This is a genomic window from Proteiniclasticum sediminis (assembly GCF_018128025.1).
GTDB lineage: Bacteria > Bacillota > Clostridia > Clostridiales > Clostridiaceae > Proteiniclasticum > Proteiniclasticum sediminis.
Genome location: NZ_JAGSCS010000024.1, coordinates 18,352 through 32,686, shown reverse-complemented (window position 1 = coordinate 32,686; position 14,335 = coordinate 18,352). Strand labels below are relative to the sequence as shown.

The window sequence follows — 14,335 nt, the reverse complement described above, 5'->3', positions numbered from 1 at the left end:
ATAAATATATATTAAGTCAATTGCTACGCAAAAAAAGCAGCCATTACTTTTGTAATGACTACTTTGTCTACAGTCTGAAAGCCCGGAGCAATCCGGGCTTTGTCATGGGCCTTTTGGGCCTAATTTCCTTATTTCAGGGCGTCCAGGATGGCATCCTTGTGGAGACCATAAATCTTCTGAGTGATTTTGCCTTCCTTAGTAATTACCGCTGCCGGTACGCTTTCTAGTTCGAGTTTCAAGGCCAGCCCATTGGACTTATAGGTGTCGATTCTCGAAACATGAAGGTTTCCTGAAGCAGACTTTTCGATGGCTTCGACGTCTGCAAGGAAGTTTCGGGCATCACAATCGATGGCATTGTAGACAAAGATCAGCCCTGTTTTTTCTTTCTGCATAATCTGATTGTCGAAAATGTTCTTCTCTGCGATGTAGCGTTCCGCCACGGTTCCGGCGATGGCTCCATCTCCGACGGCGGTGGCAATCTGCTTCAGGTATTTATCGGTAATGTCACCCACGGCGAGGACTCCTTCAATACCGGTCTCCATCTTGCTGTTCACCGTGATGTACTTCTGTCGGGTCAGGGGAAGCTGGTTCTCGAAGAGCTCCGAGTTCGGAAGATAGCCAATGAACTCGAAGCAGTTATCGCAATCCACGGGAATGAGTTCACCGGTCTTCACATTACGGAGGATCACGGTCTTTAAGTGCCCATCACCCTCAAAGCCGTCCACCACCGTGTTCCAGATGAAGGACATTTTTGGATTGGCCAGGGCCGCAGCCTTGGCAATTTCATTACAGTCCATCTTCCCTTCTTCATGCATGACAGAAACGGTAACCTTGGAGGCAAACTTGGTCAGGAACATGCCTTCCTCGATGGCGGCATCTCCAGAACCGATGACCACCACATGTTTTCCTGTGTTTGCGGCAGCATCGCAGGTAGCGCAGAAGCTGATCCCTTTGTCAAAGAGGTAGTTTTCTTCATTTTTTCCGCCCGTGGTTCTTGGTCTTCCCCCTGTGGCGATGATGATGACTTTCGTCAGGAACTTATTCCGAAATGTCTCAACAACCTTTTCCTCACCATGCAGATTCACACTGGTCACTGCGGTGAGCTTAAAAGTTACCCCCAGGTTCTTCGCCTGATTCTTCATGAGGTCCGTGATGGTCTCTCCCTTGGGATTATCAGGAAATCCGGGGTAATTGGCTATCTCATTGGTATAGGTAGCCAGTCCACCGACCAGCGCTTTCTCCAGGAGCAGGGTCTTAAGCCTTGCCCGTCCTGCGTATATTGCCGCCGAGAGACCGGCAGGACCGCCACCGATGATGACGACATCGTAATTCTCTACAGTTTTTTCTCTCCCCATATTGTCTGCCTCACCTTCCTTATTTCATAAAATACTTCACGAGCAGTTTACTGCCCACGACAGCGCCTCCGAACATGCCGATGGCGAAAACCCATCCGGAAAGCGACAGGGAAGCAATTCCTCCATAGAGGGCTCCGATGTTGCAGCCAAAAGCGATGCGGGCCCCATAACCCATGAGGATACCCCCGATCACCGCGGCAATGACCTGACGGAAGGATTTGATCTTTTTAAACTTGAATCCCGAGGCGAGAAGGGTTGCAGCCAAGGCCCCGGTGATGATTCCGAAGTTTCGCCAGGAGTCGGGATGATTTAGAATACCGTTATTGAGAGTGTTCTGCATTCCTTCTGAGGCGAAGTAGTGCCATTTGTCCACACTTCCCCCCACCGCTTCATAGATCCATGCTCCCCAAACCGCGAAGGCACCGGAGACTCCCCAAGGATTCTTCGTCGCTGCTAGGGAGACGATCTGGAACAGGGATAGGAGGACTGCGGCGGTGACATAGGTGAAGGGCTCCTTGAGCCACTTGATATAGTATTCATTTGATTTGATCCGGTCGAAAAATTTCTTTTTTCCGTTATCCTTTTCCATTTTCACACCTCCGCTTGGTGCTATTTATTCTTCTCGATGATAACTTCCCATTCGCCGTCGTCGACTTCTTCGACTTCCACATTGTAGCCTTCTTTTCTTGCCCACTCCGGAACATTCTTCATGGCACAGCTATGGTCGATCTGTACGATGAGCACATCGCCAATTTCCAGCTCCTTGAGTTTGTTCTGGGTCTTCACCAGTGGAACGGGGCAAGCCTCTCCAAAACAATCCAGCATAACTTCTTTCATTTCAATTTCCTCCAATATTTCCAATATTTTTTGTTGCAGTTTTCACAAAATTTCAGTTCTAGGGTATTAATTGTCAAAGGTTAATGGTTTGCCTTTTTCTTCTCCCACTTATCCGCTGCGATATAGAGGAGAAGAAGAATAAGGAGTTGCACCACGACGGCTCCAACCCATCCGAAGATATCCGGTAGGAAAACCGTAGGTCCCTGGGAGATGAACTTCTCTTTCCAAAAACCAAAGTCATGCGCTCCCCAGAGGGACCCGACGATGAAGAACAGGAAAGCGATGGAGTTCATGGCAAAGCCCTCACCAACCCGCATAAGGGTTCCGGATGCGCAGCCGCCGGCGATGACCATACCAACGCCGAAGATGAAAGCACCGATGACGGTGGCTGCACTGATCGGCACAACATAACTTTGGCCGGGAATGGGAAGACCCGCAGCCTGATAGCCGTATTTGATTGCGGTGAATCCGATGGTAGTGATGGCAAAAGCGATAATCACCGCACGGGTGATGGAGGTGGATCCGGTTAAATAGGGATCTCTCATGGATGCCGTGAAACAGAACCGTCCTTTCTGAAGGATGAATCCAAAGATATTCCCGATCATCCAGAAGAAAGCAACGGTGGGATTCTTTCCATAGAGCAGAAATCCAACGATAATGATCACCGCCACGGTCAGAAATCCGTAGGGGATCTGATTCTTCTTCGGCTTTTTAGGTGCTGAAGAGCGTCTTGATGAAGCGCCGGTTCTTTCAGCCATTTGTTCACTCTCCTTAAAATAGTTTGCTATACTCTTAACAATCTCACATCCATATGTTATCATATTATCAATGTTAACGTATACCCGGATTGACGAACCAGTATAAGAAAAACAGATGGCGGAAAAAATAGGATGCTCTATAATAAGAGTTGAGGTGACACATAATGAATCTTACATCGCTGGAGTTCTTCCGGGAAGTGATCGAAACAAAAAGCATATCGAAAGTAGCCGGGAGCAAGCATATCTCCCAGTCAGCACTGAGCCAGACCATTCAAAAGCTGGAGGATGAACTCGGTTATAAGCTCCTCGAGCGAAGCAATAAAGGGGTCGAGCCCACAGAAGCAGGAAAGATCCTTTTCAAGCACTCCGGAACCATGCTGAGGGTTCATGAGAAGATGAAGGAAGAGCTGGAAATGCTCGATGCCAACGCGGAAAATATCCGGATTAACGGTTACCTGTCCTTGGTGGATTACTCCCTTCCCTGCGTGCTCTACCGGGTCAAGAAGAAGTATCCGAGTTATAGTTTTGCCCTGTCGGCGAAGAATACCCTGGATTCCCTCAGTGATCTTCATAATGACCTGACGGACCTTTGCTTTATTACGGAAGAACCCGATGATACTGAACTGGAGTTTGCGAAGATCGGAAGCGAAAAGATCGTCCTTGTGGCCCATGCGGAGTCCACGATCCCCGATGTTATCGACGTTAGCTACCTGGAGAAATGTGAGCTGATCCTTTTGGATGATGATACGCTGACAATCTCCCGGACATTAAAGCGAAAAATCGATACAAAAAACATGACCATGGAGAAGATCAATGTCATGTTCAAGGTGGATTCTGTGCCCGCGGCAAAGTCCTCGGTGAACAACAATCTGGGCGTCTGCTTTCTGCCCTATATGGCTGTGAAAAAAGAGCTATATGAGAAAAAATACAAGCTTATTGAGGTCCGGGATTTCGAAATGGATTTCCCCATATATCTGGTCACCCGAAAACGGTGCGACCGAACAGGGGCGATTTCCGAGGTGTATAAGTACTTCCGGGAAAACGGCGAGAAGAATTTTTGCTGAAGAAAAAGGAGCCCTTCGGCTCCTTTTCATCGTGGGGGATTATTCTTTCGTGACGGTGACTTCCCAAACTCCGTTCATGACTTCATCGATAGTCCAGACGAGGTTCTCCTTCTGGAGGACTTCACGCATATGCTCAATGGCACAACTGTGATCCACGACCATCATGAAGGACTCTCCCTCCAAAATCGTTGAAATCATGTTTTGAAGTTTGATGACCGGTACTGGGCAAATATCTCCGAAGCAGTCAATCTTATCCATCTTATCCGTCCTTCCATGACGAGATCATCTCATCCAATGAAAGTATAGCATTCAAAGGGTTGTGGCTCAACCTAGAAAGGAAGTGCGCTGTGGAGTATTCCGTGGTTGTTCCCGTATATAACAGTAAAGCAACATTAAGGCAGCTGGTCCAGGAGCTGGAGGATTTTTTTCGCGAATGGAGCTTCAGCTTTGAGATCATCTTGGTGGATGACGGCTCCACTGACGGCAGTGCTGAGGAGATCCGCATGCTGGCTGCCAGGAAGGATTACATCCAGAAGATCTATCTGCCTTCTAACATGGGACAGCAGAGGGCTTTGTTCACGGGCTTGCTGCAGGCCAAGGGAGACTGGGTCCTTACCATGGATGATGATCTGCAGCATGATATCCGGGAGGTCCCGAAGTTGATAGCCCAGGCGAAAATGGGTTATGACCTGGTGTTTGGCATATATGGGGATTACGGTTCCAAGGGACTTCGAGCCTTTGGATCAAAGCTGGTGGGACAATTTTTTCGGTGGAGATACCCAAGCTTCTCAAATCTTCGGGTATCCAGCTTTAGGCTGATTTCCCGACAACTATACCATCACTTGGAAGACCGCGGGGACAGGTTTAGCTACCTCAGTGCCGAACTGCTCCTCCATGCCCAGCATGTGGCCAATGTTCCAGTGTCCCGTCGGGAAAGAGTCTATGGAAAATCCGGATATAATTTGAAAAAGTGCGCAGTACTCTATACCCAGCTCTGGTATAACTACGGGGTGAAGTGTCTGGTGCTAAGGGGAAGGAAAAGACATGAAGAAGAGAATACTAATGGTTGGAGCGGGCAGTTGCCAGAAAAATGCCATTCTGCGGATGAAGTCCATGGGGTACGAAGTGGTGGCTGCGGACTTTAACGAAACGACCGAAGCCAAGGAAATGGCGGATTATCAGGCAAGGGCAGATGCCTTCAGCCCGGAGGATATATTGAAATGTGCCCAGGAGTATGGGGTGGATGGGGTGATGACAGCGGGGACGGACCAGCCCGTCCTAGCTGTGACGAAGACGGCGAACCATCTTGGGTTATCCGCCTTCCTCCGGAATGAGACTGCGCTTTTGGTGACTAATAAGAAATACATGAAGGAGAAGTTCCAGGAGAAGGGGATCCCTACAGTCCGATTTCGGGTTATCGGGAAAAACTTTCCAGACGCCCAGCTGTCTGGCATGCAGCCGCCCTTCGTCTTAAAACCCCTCGATTCCCAGGGTCAAAGAGGGATTTTCTTGGTGCATACCGTTGAGGAGGTCAGAAAGATGCTGGAAAGCGTCCTCAAATACTCCCGCAGTGAGGAAATCCTGGTGGAGGAGTTCTATGCCAATGAAGAAATCACTGTCAGCGGCTGGGTGGATCGGGGAACAGTATTTATTCTCACCATCACTGATCGGGTGACTTTTTCTCCGCAAGAGCATCTGGGCGTCTGCACCTCCCATGAGAATCCATCGAAATACCTGGGAGAGCACGGAAATTCTCTGAAAGCGCTGACTAGGAAGATCTGCACTGATTTTCACATAGAGGAAGGCCCTGTCTATTTCCAGTTCCTCCATGGAAACGAAGGAATTAAAGTCAATGAGATTGCCTGCCGTCTGGGCGGCGCCTATGAGGATCTGACGATTCCCTACGCCACAGGCGCGGACGTTCTGCGGATGAATATCGAAGGTTGCCTGGACCCCAATTATTACAAGGGAGAGCTGAAGGCTGCTCCGGAAGCGGAAGACTCAAGGCCCTACTCTACACGGCTCTTCTTCTGCAAAGAAGGCAGGGTGGCGGACTTGACTCCCTTGGAAGAGATTCGGAACCTGCCTTTTGTCCTGGATGCGGGGTACAATGTTCACGTGGGGGAGGAGCTCCCGGCCATTGAGAATGCCTCCCAGCGGGCGGGGTTTGTCATTGTCAAAGGAGAAACAAGGCTTGAAGTGGAAGAGAATCTTCAGCAACTGAGAAGAATCATGAGCGTTCGAGATGAGGAAGGCAACAATCTGATTCGGACTCTGTAATCCAGGAGCCCACGATGCCAATATACCGTGTAAAGCCCTAGGGCTTTACACGGTATATTTTGGTTTTCCAGGGATAAGTCCCCGCATATTTGGCAATTCTCATGGCGTATTGGGGGTTTTCGAACTCAACAAGAAAATCGGTATGTTCATCCACATAGGCAAACAGGTCATCCAAATAGGAATCACTGCCATAAAGAAAATCCCAGGATGGTGCGGTTTCGCGAATATAGTCCATTTCCTCGTGGAGGACAATGATTGTGATTCCTCGTTCCCGGATATATTCCTCGAGGGATGTCTTCTGTTCATCCAGGAAAGCTAGATTTCGGATATCGTAGAAGACTTGTCCATCGAAGGCTTCGATGGTGTTCAAGTTTCCCAAGATAACGGCATGATCGTCCACCGCATCGTCAATTTTTTTCAGCATGACCTTGTACCCGAGTTTATAGGGCTGGGAAATGGCGTAATTCTGCACTTCATGGTATAGCCTTGCGGGAATGAGCAGCAGCAAGGCGAGAGAAACGAGGATGGCCCATTTCCGAGATGCGGTGATTTCCGCCAGGGTGTCTATTCCATTGATGACCGCCAAGAGGAGGAATGGAATCAGGAAGACCACCGAGGTTTGATTGTACCGACCAATGAAAAGTAGTCCAAGATTGATTCCAAGGAGGGAAACCCATGGTTCCCATAACTTTGGAAGCAGGTGGTTGTGTTTTTTTCGGGCGAAAAATGTCAGGCAAGGGAGAAGAAGCAGCATGGAGACAAGGAGAAGAATTTCGGGCCGAAGATCCAGCAGTTCATAAGTTCCACCGATCTGCCGAAACAGCTTGAACCAGTACCAGTAGAAGCCTTCAATCCTGCCCATGGGTGTGCTTTCGATCCCCAGACTTTCACCAAACTGTATGTAGCCGATTAAAAAACCGGGATTCAGGAGATTGCCGATGAGGAGGATCAGGCCGAAACCGGCAGAGGTGAAGAGGGTGTAAAATCCAAGAACCTTTTTAGGGGCTTCCTTGCAAGAGATTTTGATGATCAGTAACGCGAAAGCCAGGATACCGATGAGCAAGCTGTTGGGATGGACCAGCATGCCCAGGATGGTGATGGCGGCGAGGAATAAGGAAAGTTTTATGGCAGAAAACCTGCGGTGAACAGCGAAATCGTAGACCGTGAGGAGTAGAAGGAGGATGAGGGAGTCCTGACGGCCAAAGTGTGCACTGTAAATAAACTGGAAGTTAAATGCCAAGGAAGCTGTCCCGATGATGGGGAGAAGCCGGCTCCGGCTGGATCTTCGCAGGATGTTCCAGAAAACTGCCAGGGAGGCTATGGAAGTGACCAGTGAAAGGAATCTTGCCGTCCAAACTGAGCTACCAAAGCTCTGAAAGAAAAGAGCTTGAACCAGATGAAAAAGAAGCCGGAAAGGATGGACAACCCGAGGATACAGGTCAAAAAAGGGCTCGGTCACCGCAAAGGATTTCTGCCGGAGCATTTCATCGGTGATTCCCTTCAGCCATAGTTCGTCCGAGTGAACCAATGGAAAAGCCAGGAGGGTGTGTAGATTGGCAAGGAAATAGAGGATCAGCACTGCAGCAGGCAGCAGTCGTAACAGCTTGGTCTTCATCTAGCGTCTCCCTTCGGGTAGGTTTGAACTCATTCTAACATTAATTGCGGCAGGATGTCCCCGGACTGGGGAGAGGGGAGGATTATCGGACTTCAGCCTCGTCCTTGCCAGCCATGATAATTCAAGGTCATTGTTAAGTTAATGTCATAACATTTAAGGATATTGCATAAGCAATTCCGATAACCACTGATCATAACGATATCATATAATAAAGAAGGCTGATATGTTAATTTTTAGACAAATAAGTTTAGTAATTAACAAAACACTCCTTAGCAATCTCACAAATTCGTTTAGGAGGAAAATATGGCAAAGAAACCAATGGCTGCCAGGATCCTTTTTCTGGTGCTCATCCTAATGTTTTCCCTTACTGCGTGTACCATTGACACGACCTATCCCGGAACCAAAAATGTTGTGGAAGCATCCCAGGTGGGGAAAGAAGATCTTGCCAATGACAAGGTCATCGTCATCGATGCTCGAGAACCCGAGGCTTATGCCAAGGGTCACCTAAAAGGCGCAGTAAATATCACGCCTGCAGAACTGTCCGTCAGTACCCCGGTTCCTGGACTTCTGGCCCCCAAAGCTCAAATAGAGAGCGTACTTAGTGCGAAGGGCATCTCCAATGATAGCATCATCTATGTGTATGATGACAACGGTGGGGTGTATTCCGGGAGAGTGTGGTGGGTTCTCAAGGTTTATGGACATGCCAACGTCATGATGGTCAATGGCGGTTCAAAAGCTCTCGTCCACGAGGAGCTGGAATTGTCTGCGGATTCGACGGTCCTTCCGGCAACAAAGTATGTCGCAAAGGATGCGGATACAAGCATGATAGCGACCTTTGAGGAAGTTAAGTCCCTGACAGAGACCCCTGTGGAGGGGACAGTCATTGTGGATGTCCGATCCCAGGCGGAATACGATGCAGGTTATATTCCAACAGCAGTGCTTTATCCGCACACTAAAAATCTGTACGCTGACGGAACCTTCATGTCTTCCAAGGACCTGACACTGTTCTATCAGGATGCAGGCATCTCGAAAGAAGATACGATCATCCTCTACTGCAAAACCTCGTTTAGGGCAACACAGACGGCTGCCCTATTACAGGAAGCAGGCTACACCAAGATAAAAGTATATGACGGAGCCTGGGTCGAATGGGAGCAAAAAGGCACTGTTTCTGGACCTGACACCCCGGCACCTGTTGGACCATCAGACGGATCATAAAATCTGGAGGAGAGTATAAAATGAACAAAAAATTTATCGCCATGATGATGTCAACCCTTCTTGTCCTATCCCTGGCTGCTTGCGGAACCAAGGATAAAGGTGACGGTTCCATGACCGCTACCCCCTCAGAAACTCCCGTAGAAACAGTAGTGGAAACACCCGCGGAAACGAAGACGGATATTTCTGCCCTGGTGACGAAGTATTTTGCCGAGATGCCAGAAAATGTGTATAAGATCGACAATAAGGAGTTCGTGGCCAAGGTTGTTGCCAATGAGGCCATGACAATTATCGATATCCGAAGTGCAGAGGACTATGGCAAGGGGCATATCAAGGGTGCGGTGAACATGCCCTGGGGGCCCGCCATTGCAGCAGGTCTGAAGAGCATCCCCACGGATAAACCGGTGTATATCTATTGCTATACCGGACAAACCGCAGGCCAGGCAGTTACTACACTCAATATTGCGGGAATCCCGGCAAGAAGCGTTCATCTGGGCTGGAACTTTGGCATCTCCAAGGTTGAGGGCTATGAGGCTGTTGTTTCTACTGAAGCCGCTACACTGACCGGAGAAGTCACCAAGATTGATGCCACGGTACAGAAAGCCATGGATGACTACTACACAGGACTTGCTGCTGTTTCTGCCACCAAGTACAAGAACTACAAGATCTCCGAGGCAGATCTCAAGGCTATGGTTGATGCCAAGGATGCCGGAATGTATATCCTTTCGGTGAGAAGTGCAGCGGATTATGCAGCAGGACATATTGAAGGTGCCCTGAATATCCCCTTCGCCAAGGGAATGGCTGCATCCTTTGGAACCCTTCCCAAGGACAAGACCATTATCGTTTACTGCTATACGGGACAGACGGCAGGACAGGTTGTTGCAGGACTTCGACTCATGGGATTCGATGCTGTTTCACTGAATGGTGGAATGGGTAATGCAGCCAATGCACCTCAGGGCTGGGCAAACGCAGGATTCCCGGTAGTGAAGTAATCCCAGTATTTTAAGAAACAAGGTGCCTTTTCGTGATAAAATCATGAAAAGGCACTTACTTTTGCCACATGGAGGCGTTCCCGATGGAATGGATCAGGTTCAATGAACCCTATGGAAATGAAGATATTTTCAAAAAAGCGGAAAAGATGACGAGGAACCATCTTTTCGAACCGGAAACAGTTCTAGAGCAACTGACAAAGAGATTTCTATCCCTGGATCTGTACAAAGACTCTGGAGTTCCATTCTTTATGCAGTCAGGTACTGCAGCCCTGGAGATTATGGCACTGGCCATGAACATTCAACCAGGTGATGAAATCATCATACCCTCCTTTACCTATCCTGCCACTGCGAATGCATTTCTTCGGGTTGGGGCAACCTTAGTCTTTGCGGATATCGAACCCGATACCTGCAACTTGGATCCCAAATCCGTTGAAAGGGTCATCAATGGCAGGACAAGAGCCATTGTGCCCATTCACTATGGTGGAGTTACGGCAGACCTTCATGCGTTGAGCAATCTAGCTGCAAGCTATGGTGCTGTTCTTCTCGAAGATGCAGCACACTGTATCGGGGCAGGATACGAGGGGAAGCCGCTGGGAACCTTTGGATCCATGGGTGCTCTGAGTTTTCACAGCTCTAAGAATATCACCGCTGCTGGATGGGGAGGTTGTCTCTTGGTGGAAAATGAGGAGAAGAGGAATGTCATTGAGGAAGTTATCGCTCAAGGTACCGACCGTACAGCTTTCCGGGAGGGTAGGGTAAATGCCTACCGATGGAAGAGACTGGGGGGAGAGTATACGATGCCGGTTCATTCCATGGCATACTTGGAAGCGTCCCTGGAAAACTTGGGGCTAGTCACGGACCGAAGGTGTGAACTTTGGCACCGGTATCATTCGCAGCTTCACCTACTGGAAACAGAAGGAAAGTTTGCTCTCTGTAAGGTACCTCCAAATGCCCAAATCAATGGACACATCTTCTATCTTCTTTTGAAGGATCAGAAAGAAAGGGAAAGCCTCAAGGCTTATCTTCATGAACGGAGAATTGAAGCCTTTACCCACTATGAGCCCCTCCACGATACGGTCATCGGAGAAAGCTCTGGAAGGTACGATGGGGACATGCCCATGACCATGAGCGTTGCAGGCAGGATCCTAAGGCTTCCTCTGCACATGGGACTTCACGAGAGGGATGTGGATCAGGTCTGCGAGGGTGTTTTGAGTTTCTTTGTCCATTAAGCGGAAGAACTGAAAGAAAGTCGTAAAGGACAAAAATACATAAGCAGGTATTTCGCATGAAATACCTGCTTTTGCTTAGTCAGAGATCAAAGATGAATCGTCCATAACTTGAAAGTAGCCTAGTGGAAACTTGTGATCCATTTCCCGGTGGCAGGCGACGGTGGTTGGACACCTTGTAACAAGAGAAAAGAATCTAAGTCTTGATGGTAGAGAGGAGATCAGGTTAGATATTCGCAAACTGTCCTTTTTATGGGACAGGGCTTCTGCTAGGTTAAGCTTAATGGATGCAGGCTTAGGGGATTCGTCCCAGGGATAAATGGACATGGGACAAAGCTCTGCATTAATAAATAGAAAATAGGGGAGAGGAGAGGGAAGGATGTTGCAACTGCTACTTTGGATCATTCTGCTTCCATTTATGGTGCTGGCCCAGCTGCTGAAGATAAAAAAATAAGGGAAAGATTTTCCACATAAGGGATCAGCTGCGCTGGGCAGCTGATCCTTTGTGTTGCTCAAAAATCCAGCTCCAGGTAGACTGAAAATCCTTAACCTGAAGTTAACCTTCCTGAAATTGACAGAAAATCACAAACCATGGTATATTGAAATCGAAATCCGATAACGAAAGCTGAAAACGAAATTCTAGATAAGAAGGGGATTTAAATGCCGGAAAAGGTTGTACGGAAATTGTTCTTGGGATTCATCAGTATCCACGTGCTGCACCATGCAAAGCATAAGCCGATTTATGGCCTTTGGATGATTGAGGAGCTTCGGCGCCATGGTTATAGGATCAGCGCAGGTACACTTTACCCCATTCTCAACGGTATGGAAAAGGATGGACTTTTGGTTTCCGTTGAAGAAAATGTCGAAGGAAAGATCCGGAAGTACTACCGCACCACGGTCCATGGGGAAGAAGTCCTGGAGGAAGCCCGGGAAAAAGCCTATGAACTGTTCAAGGAAATGAAAGACTAAAACTAAACTCGCCAGCGGCGAAATTTTAAAGCTCTAGAAGGAGGCGCAATATGGAAAATCGAAAATGGAGCACCTTTCTCAAGGATGTGTTTGTCTGTTCTCTGGGATCCTATGGGGGGCCGGAGGCTCACTACGGAGTCTTTGAATCCATCCTGGTGGAAAAGAAGAAATATTTGACCACGGAAGAACTGACGGAGATGATCGGCCTTTATGCCCTTGTCCCCGGACCTTCCAGCACCCAGACCATCACGGCCATTGGTTATCACGTGGGAGGACCTGTATTGGCCATCCTGACCTTCCTGGTGTGGGCCATGCCCGCCATTGTCATTATGACGCTTTTTGGGGTATTCTTTACTCAGATTGACACCAACGACGGCTGGAAACCCATCCTGACCTACTTGCCAGCGGTGGCCGTTGCTTTTATTCTCTATGCAGCATTATCCTTGATCCGGAAGGTTTTGAAGGAGAAAAAGGACTGGATTCTTTTTGCGGGGATGCTCATCCTCAGTCTCCTATTTGTGGGCTACTCCATGTGGGTGGTTCCCGTTCTGCTCGCGACGGGTGGAATCATCTATTTTGCTCCCCATTTGAAGGAAAAGGCAAAAGAGAAAAGTACGATCAAGCCCCGATGGCTGATCCTTGCCCTAGTCATTGGTCTGGCTCTCTTCAATGAAGGCCTTCGATCGTGGATAAGTACACCTTTTGTTACCTTGTACACTTCGTTCTATCGTTATGGCTACTCCGTCATTGGCGGGGGACAGATCGTTATCCCCCTGATGATCCAAGATCTGGTGGAGTCCCAGTCCCTCATTTCCCTCAAGGACTTCCTCTCCGGCTATGCCATTGACCAGGCTGTTCCTGGACCTCTATTTAGCTTTGCGGCCTTTGTGTCCTCCCGATCCTTTGCCGGATCCGGTTTCTCTTTCTTTGCCGGAATCGTGGGGGGCTTAAGCATCTTCCTGCCGGGGACCCTCTTGGTGTACTTCATGTTCCCCCTCTGGAAGTCCATGCGGAAGAATGGACTCATGAAGCACTTCCTCCGCGGTGTCACCGTGACGGCAGCGAGTATCATCGCCATGACCGCCATCACCCAGACGGTGAAACTGCCCATGGACTTTGTGGTCTATCTGGTGGTGGGGATCAGCACATTTCTCCTGCTCTCGAAGAAGGTACCGGCTCCTCTTATTGTTCTTGCGGCGGCCATTCTGGGGTTTGTTTTATAACTGAAAGAAACTGGTATTGGATTAATGCATTATTAACGGTAAAGGATGTTGAGTCATGAAATATTGGAGAACCGCCCTGGTCGTTCTACTTTCCTTCCTCGCCACCGCGCTTTTATTCCGCTTTATGGAGTCCCCCTTGTTCCACATCCAATACTTTGACAAGGAGATTCTGAATTTCTATGTGAACTATGAACTTTCCACGATCCTCCTTAGTCTCGCGTTCCTCGGCATCCTTTATGGATTGGCTCCTCGGCTTCGCTTAGGCTACCTGAACTTAAAACATAGAGATGGGGTTGTACAACCGGTGCCCCTCATTGGGCTAAAGCCGAAGGCGAATGAAGGGTGGAAAACCATAGGACTTACCCTTGGGGGGATCATCACCCTGGTCACGGGACTGGTGGTGTATATAAACCGTATCTTCAGGAGGGCTGACCTTACGGTTCTTTCCGGAGATTCCCCTCATCCTTCTCATGGCCCTCATGAACTCTTTTACTGAAGAAGTGATCTTTAGGCTTTCCTATACCACCATTGTGGCGAATGATCAGGGAAGTCCCCGGGTTTCTGAGTTCCTGTCCGCTCTGGTATTTGGCGGGATCCACTACTTTGGGATTGCCCCCAGCGGCATAGCGGGAGCACTCATGGCCGGCTTTATCGGCTGGTTTCTGGCAAAGTCCATCAATGAGACCAAGGGATTCTTTTGGGCTTGGGCAATCCACTTTGCGCAAGATGTAGTCATCCTGTTTTTCCTCTTCATGCGAAATGGTTAGGGATAGATTTCCACAAAGAATGTTCGAAAGGTCCTGC

16 protein-coding genes are annotated in these 14,335 nt (G+C 48.7%); 10 read left to right on the top strand and 6 right to left on the bottom strand.

From position 1 onward, the window contains the following. Positions 1-128: 128 nt before the first annotated feature. The 4 genes from KCG48_RS13270 to KCG48_RS13255 all read right to left on the bottom strand — a co-directional run bounded on the left by KCG48_RS13270 (position 129) and on the right by KCG48_RS13255 (position 2,950). The gene (locus KCG48_RS13270) at positions 129-1,355 is read right to left on the bottom strand and encodes an FAD-dependent oxidoreductase (RefSeq protein ID WP_211802687.1); all 1,227 of its coding nucleotides are present in this window, start codon (positions 1,353-1,355) and stop codon (positions 129-131) included. A 19-nt stretch (positions 1,356-1,374) separates the two neighbouring features. Next, positions 1,375-1,944, bottom strand: coding sequence for a YeeE/YedE thiosulfate transporter family protein (locus KCG48_RS13265; RefSeq protein ID WP_211802686.1), 570 nt, complete (start codon positions 1,942-1,944; stop codon positions 1,375-1,377). A gap of 20 nt (positions 1,945-1,964) precedes the next feature. Beyond that, positions 1,965-2,192 (bottom strand): sulfurtransferase TusA family protein, encoded by a 228-nt coding sequence (locus tag KCG48_RS13260; RefSeq protein WP_023384790.1) that lies wholly within the window; start codon positions 2,190-2,192, stop codon positions 1,965-1,967. A gap of 80 nt (positions 2,193-2,272) precedes the next feature. Beyond that, on the bottom strand, positions 2,273-2,950 hold the full coding sequence (locus KCG48_RS13255; RefSeq protein WP_211802685.1) for a YeeE/YedE thiosulfate transporter family protein: 678 nt from the start codon (positions 2,948-2,950) through the stop codon (positions 2,273-2,275). Positions 2,951-3,114: 164 nt separating this feature from the next. On the opposite strand from KCG48_RS13255, the gene KCG48_RS13250 reads away from it, so the two are divergent. Continuing rightward, positions 3,115-4,014: a LysR family transcriptional regulator gene (locus KCG48_RS13250; protein ID WP_211802684.1), complete on the top strand. Its 900-nt coding sequence runs from the start codon at positions 3,115-3,117 to the stop codon at positions 4,012-4,014. A gap of 39 nt (positions 4,015-4,053) precedes the next feature. Here the strand turns inward: KCG48_RS13250 and KCG48_RS13245 are convergent, their stop codons facing one another. Next, the gene (locus KCG48_RS13245; protein ID WP_211802683.1) at positions 4,054-4,272 is read right to left on the bottom strand and encodes a sulfurtransferase TusA family protein; all 219 of its coding nucleotides are present in this window, start codon (positions 4,270-4,272) and stop codon (positions 4,054-4,056) included. 89 nt (positions 4,273-4,361) lie between these two features. On the opposite strand from KCG48_RS13245, the gene KCG48_RS13240 reads away from it, so the two are divergent. Then, positions 4,362-5,159 carry a glycosyltransferase family 2 protein gene (locus KCG48_RS13240; RefSeq protein ID WP_211802682.1) on the top strand — a complete coding sequence of 266 codons (798 nt, stop codon included), beginning with the start codon at positions 4,362-4,364 and terminating at the stop codon, positions 5,157-5,159. After that, positions 5,059-6,294, top strand: a complete 1,236-nt coding sequence (locus tag KCG48_RS13235) for an ATP-grasp domain-containing protein (RefSeq protein ID WP_211802681.1) — start codon at positions 5,059-5,061, stop codon at positions 6,292-6,294. Before KCG48_RS13240 ends, KCG48_RS13235 begins: the two co-directional genes overlap by 101 nt. Before the next feature lie 37 nt (positions 6,295-6,331). Here KCG48_RS13235 and KCG48_RS13230 read toward each other — a convergent pair whose 3' ends face one another. After that, positions 6,332-7,909, bottom strand: coding sequence for an ArnT family glycosyltransferase (locus tag KCG48_RS13230; protein ID WP_211802680.1), 1,578 nt, complete (start codon positions 7,907-7,909; stop codon positions 6,332-6,334). Positions 7,910-8,212: 303 nt separating this feature from the next. Here KCG48_RS13230 and KCG48_RS13225 point away from each other — a divergent pair, with 303 nt between their 5' ends. The 7 genes from KCG48_RS13225 to KCG48_RS13195 all read left to right on the top strand — a co-directional run bounded on the left by KCG48_RS13225 (position 8,213) and on the right by KCG48_RS13195 (position 14,298). Then, a complete protein-coding gene (locus KCG48_RS13225; RefSeq protein WP_211802679.1) occupies positions 8,213-9,124 on the top strand; it encodes a sulfurtransferase in 912 nt (303 codons plus the stop codon). Positions 9,125-9,144: 20 nt separating this feature from the next. Further along, positions 9,145-10,113: a rhodanese-like domain-containing protein gene (locus tag KCG48_RS13220; RefSeq protein WP_211802678.1), complete on the top strand. Its 969-nt coding sequence runs from the start codon at positions 9,145-9,147 to the stop codon at positions 10,111-10,113. An 83-nt stretch (positions 10,114-10,196) separates the two neighbouring features. After that, positions 10,197-11,342 carry an aminotransferase class V-fold PLP-dependent enzyme gene (locus KCG48_RS13215; RefSeq protein WP_211802677.1) on the top strand — a complete coding sequence of 382 codons (1,146 nt, stop codon included), beginning with the start codon at positions 10,197-10,199 and terminating at the stop codon, positions 11,340-11,342. A gap of 657 nt (positions 11,343-11,999) precedes the next feature. Next, a complete protein-coding gene (locus KCG48_RS13210) occupies positions 12,000-12,308 on the top strand; it encodes a PadR family transcriptional regulator (protein ID WP_211802676.1) in 309 nt (102 codons plus the stop codon). Positions 12,309-12,358: 50 nt separating this feature from the next. After that, the gene (chrA, locus tag KCG48_RS13205) at positions 12,359-13,531 is read left to right on the top strand and encodes a chromate efflux transporter (RefSeq protein WP_211802675.1); all 1,173 of its coding nucleotides are present in this window, start codon (positions 12,359-12,361) and stop codon (positions 13,529-13,531) included. Between the two features lie 55 nt (positions 13,532-13,586). Next, on the top strand, positions 13,587-14,027 hold the full coding sequence (locus KCG48_RS13200; protein WP_211802674.1) for a hypothetical protein: 441 nt from the start codon (positions 13,587-13,589) through the stop codon (positions 14,025-14,027). Continuing rightward, positions 14,011-14,298 carry a CPBP family intramembrane glutamic endopeptidase gene (locus KCG48_RS13195; protein WP_211802673.1) on the top strand — a complete coding sequence of 96 codons (288 nt, stop codon included), beginning with the start codon at positions 14,011-14,013 and terminating at the stop codon, positions 14,296-14,298. The genes KCG48_RS13200 and KCG48_RS13195 overlap by 17 nt, the downstream gene beginning before the upstream one ends. Positions 14,299-14,335 lie beyond the last annotated feature (37 nt).

Bases quoted from the DNA above. Each gene is read 5' to 3' on its own strand.
- KCG48_RS13215 (WP_211802677.1), top strand. From the start codon at position 10,197: ATGGAATGGATCAGGTTCAATGAACCCTATGGAAATGAAGATATTTTC.
- KCG48_RS13210 (WP_211802676.1), top strand. From the start codon at position 12,000: ATGCCGGAAAAGGTTGTACGGAAATTGTTCTTGGGATTCATCAGTATC.
- KCG48_RS13250 (WP_211802684.1), top strand. From the start codon at position 3,115: ATGAATCTTACATCGCTGGAGTTCTTCCGGGAAGTGATCGAAACAAAA.
- KCG48_RS13195 (WP_211802673.1), top strand. From the start codon at position 14,011: ATGAACTCTTTTACTGAAGAAGTGATCTTTAGGCTTTCCTATACCACC.
- chrA (WP_211802675.1), top strand. From the start codon at position 12,359: ATGGAAAATCGAAAATGGAGCACCTTTCTCAAGGATGTGTTTGTCTGT.
- KCG48_RS13270 (WP_211802687.1), bottom strand. From the start codon at position 1,355: ATGGGGAGAGAAAAAACTGTAGAGAATTACGATGTCGTCATCATCGGT.
- KCG48_RS13245 (WP_211802683.1), bottom strand. From the start codon at position 4,272: ATGGATAAGATTGACTGCTTCGGAGATATTTGCCCAGTACCGGTCATC.
- KCG48_RS13235 (WP_211802681.1), top strand. From the start codon at position 5,059: ATGAAGAAGAGAATACTAATGGTTGGAGCGGGCAGTTGCCAGAAAAAT.
- KCG48_RS13225 (WP_211802679.1), top strand. From the start codon at position 8,213: ATGGCAAAGAAACCAATGGCTGCCAGGATCCTTTTTCTGGTGCTCATC.
- KCG48_RS13265 (WP_211802686.1), bottom strand. From the start codon at position 1,944: ATGGAAAAGGATAACGGAAAAAAGAAATTTTTCGACCGGATCAAATCA.
- KCG48_RS13260 (WP_023384790.1), bottom strand. From the start codon at position 2,192: ATGAAAGAAGTTATGCTGGATTGTTTTGGAGAGGCTTGCCCCGTTCCA.
- KCG48_RS13220 (WP_211802678.1), top strand. From the start codon at position 9,145: ATGAACAAAAAATTTATCGCCATGATGATGTCAACCCTTCTTGTCCTA.
- KCG48_RS13230 (WP_211802680.1), bottom strand. From the start codon at position 7,909: ATGAAGACCAAGCTGTTACGACTGCTGCCTGCTGCAGTGCTGATCCTC.
- KCG48_RS13200 (WP_211802674.1), top strand. From the start codon at position 13,587: ATGAAATATTGGAGAACCGCCCTGGTCGTTCTACTTTCCTTCCTCGCC.
- KCG48_RS13255 (WP_211802685.1), bottom strand. From the start codon at position 2,950: ATGGCTGAAAGAACCGGCGCTTCATCAAGACGCTCTTCAGCACCTAAA.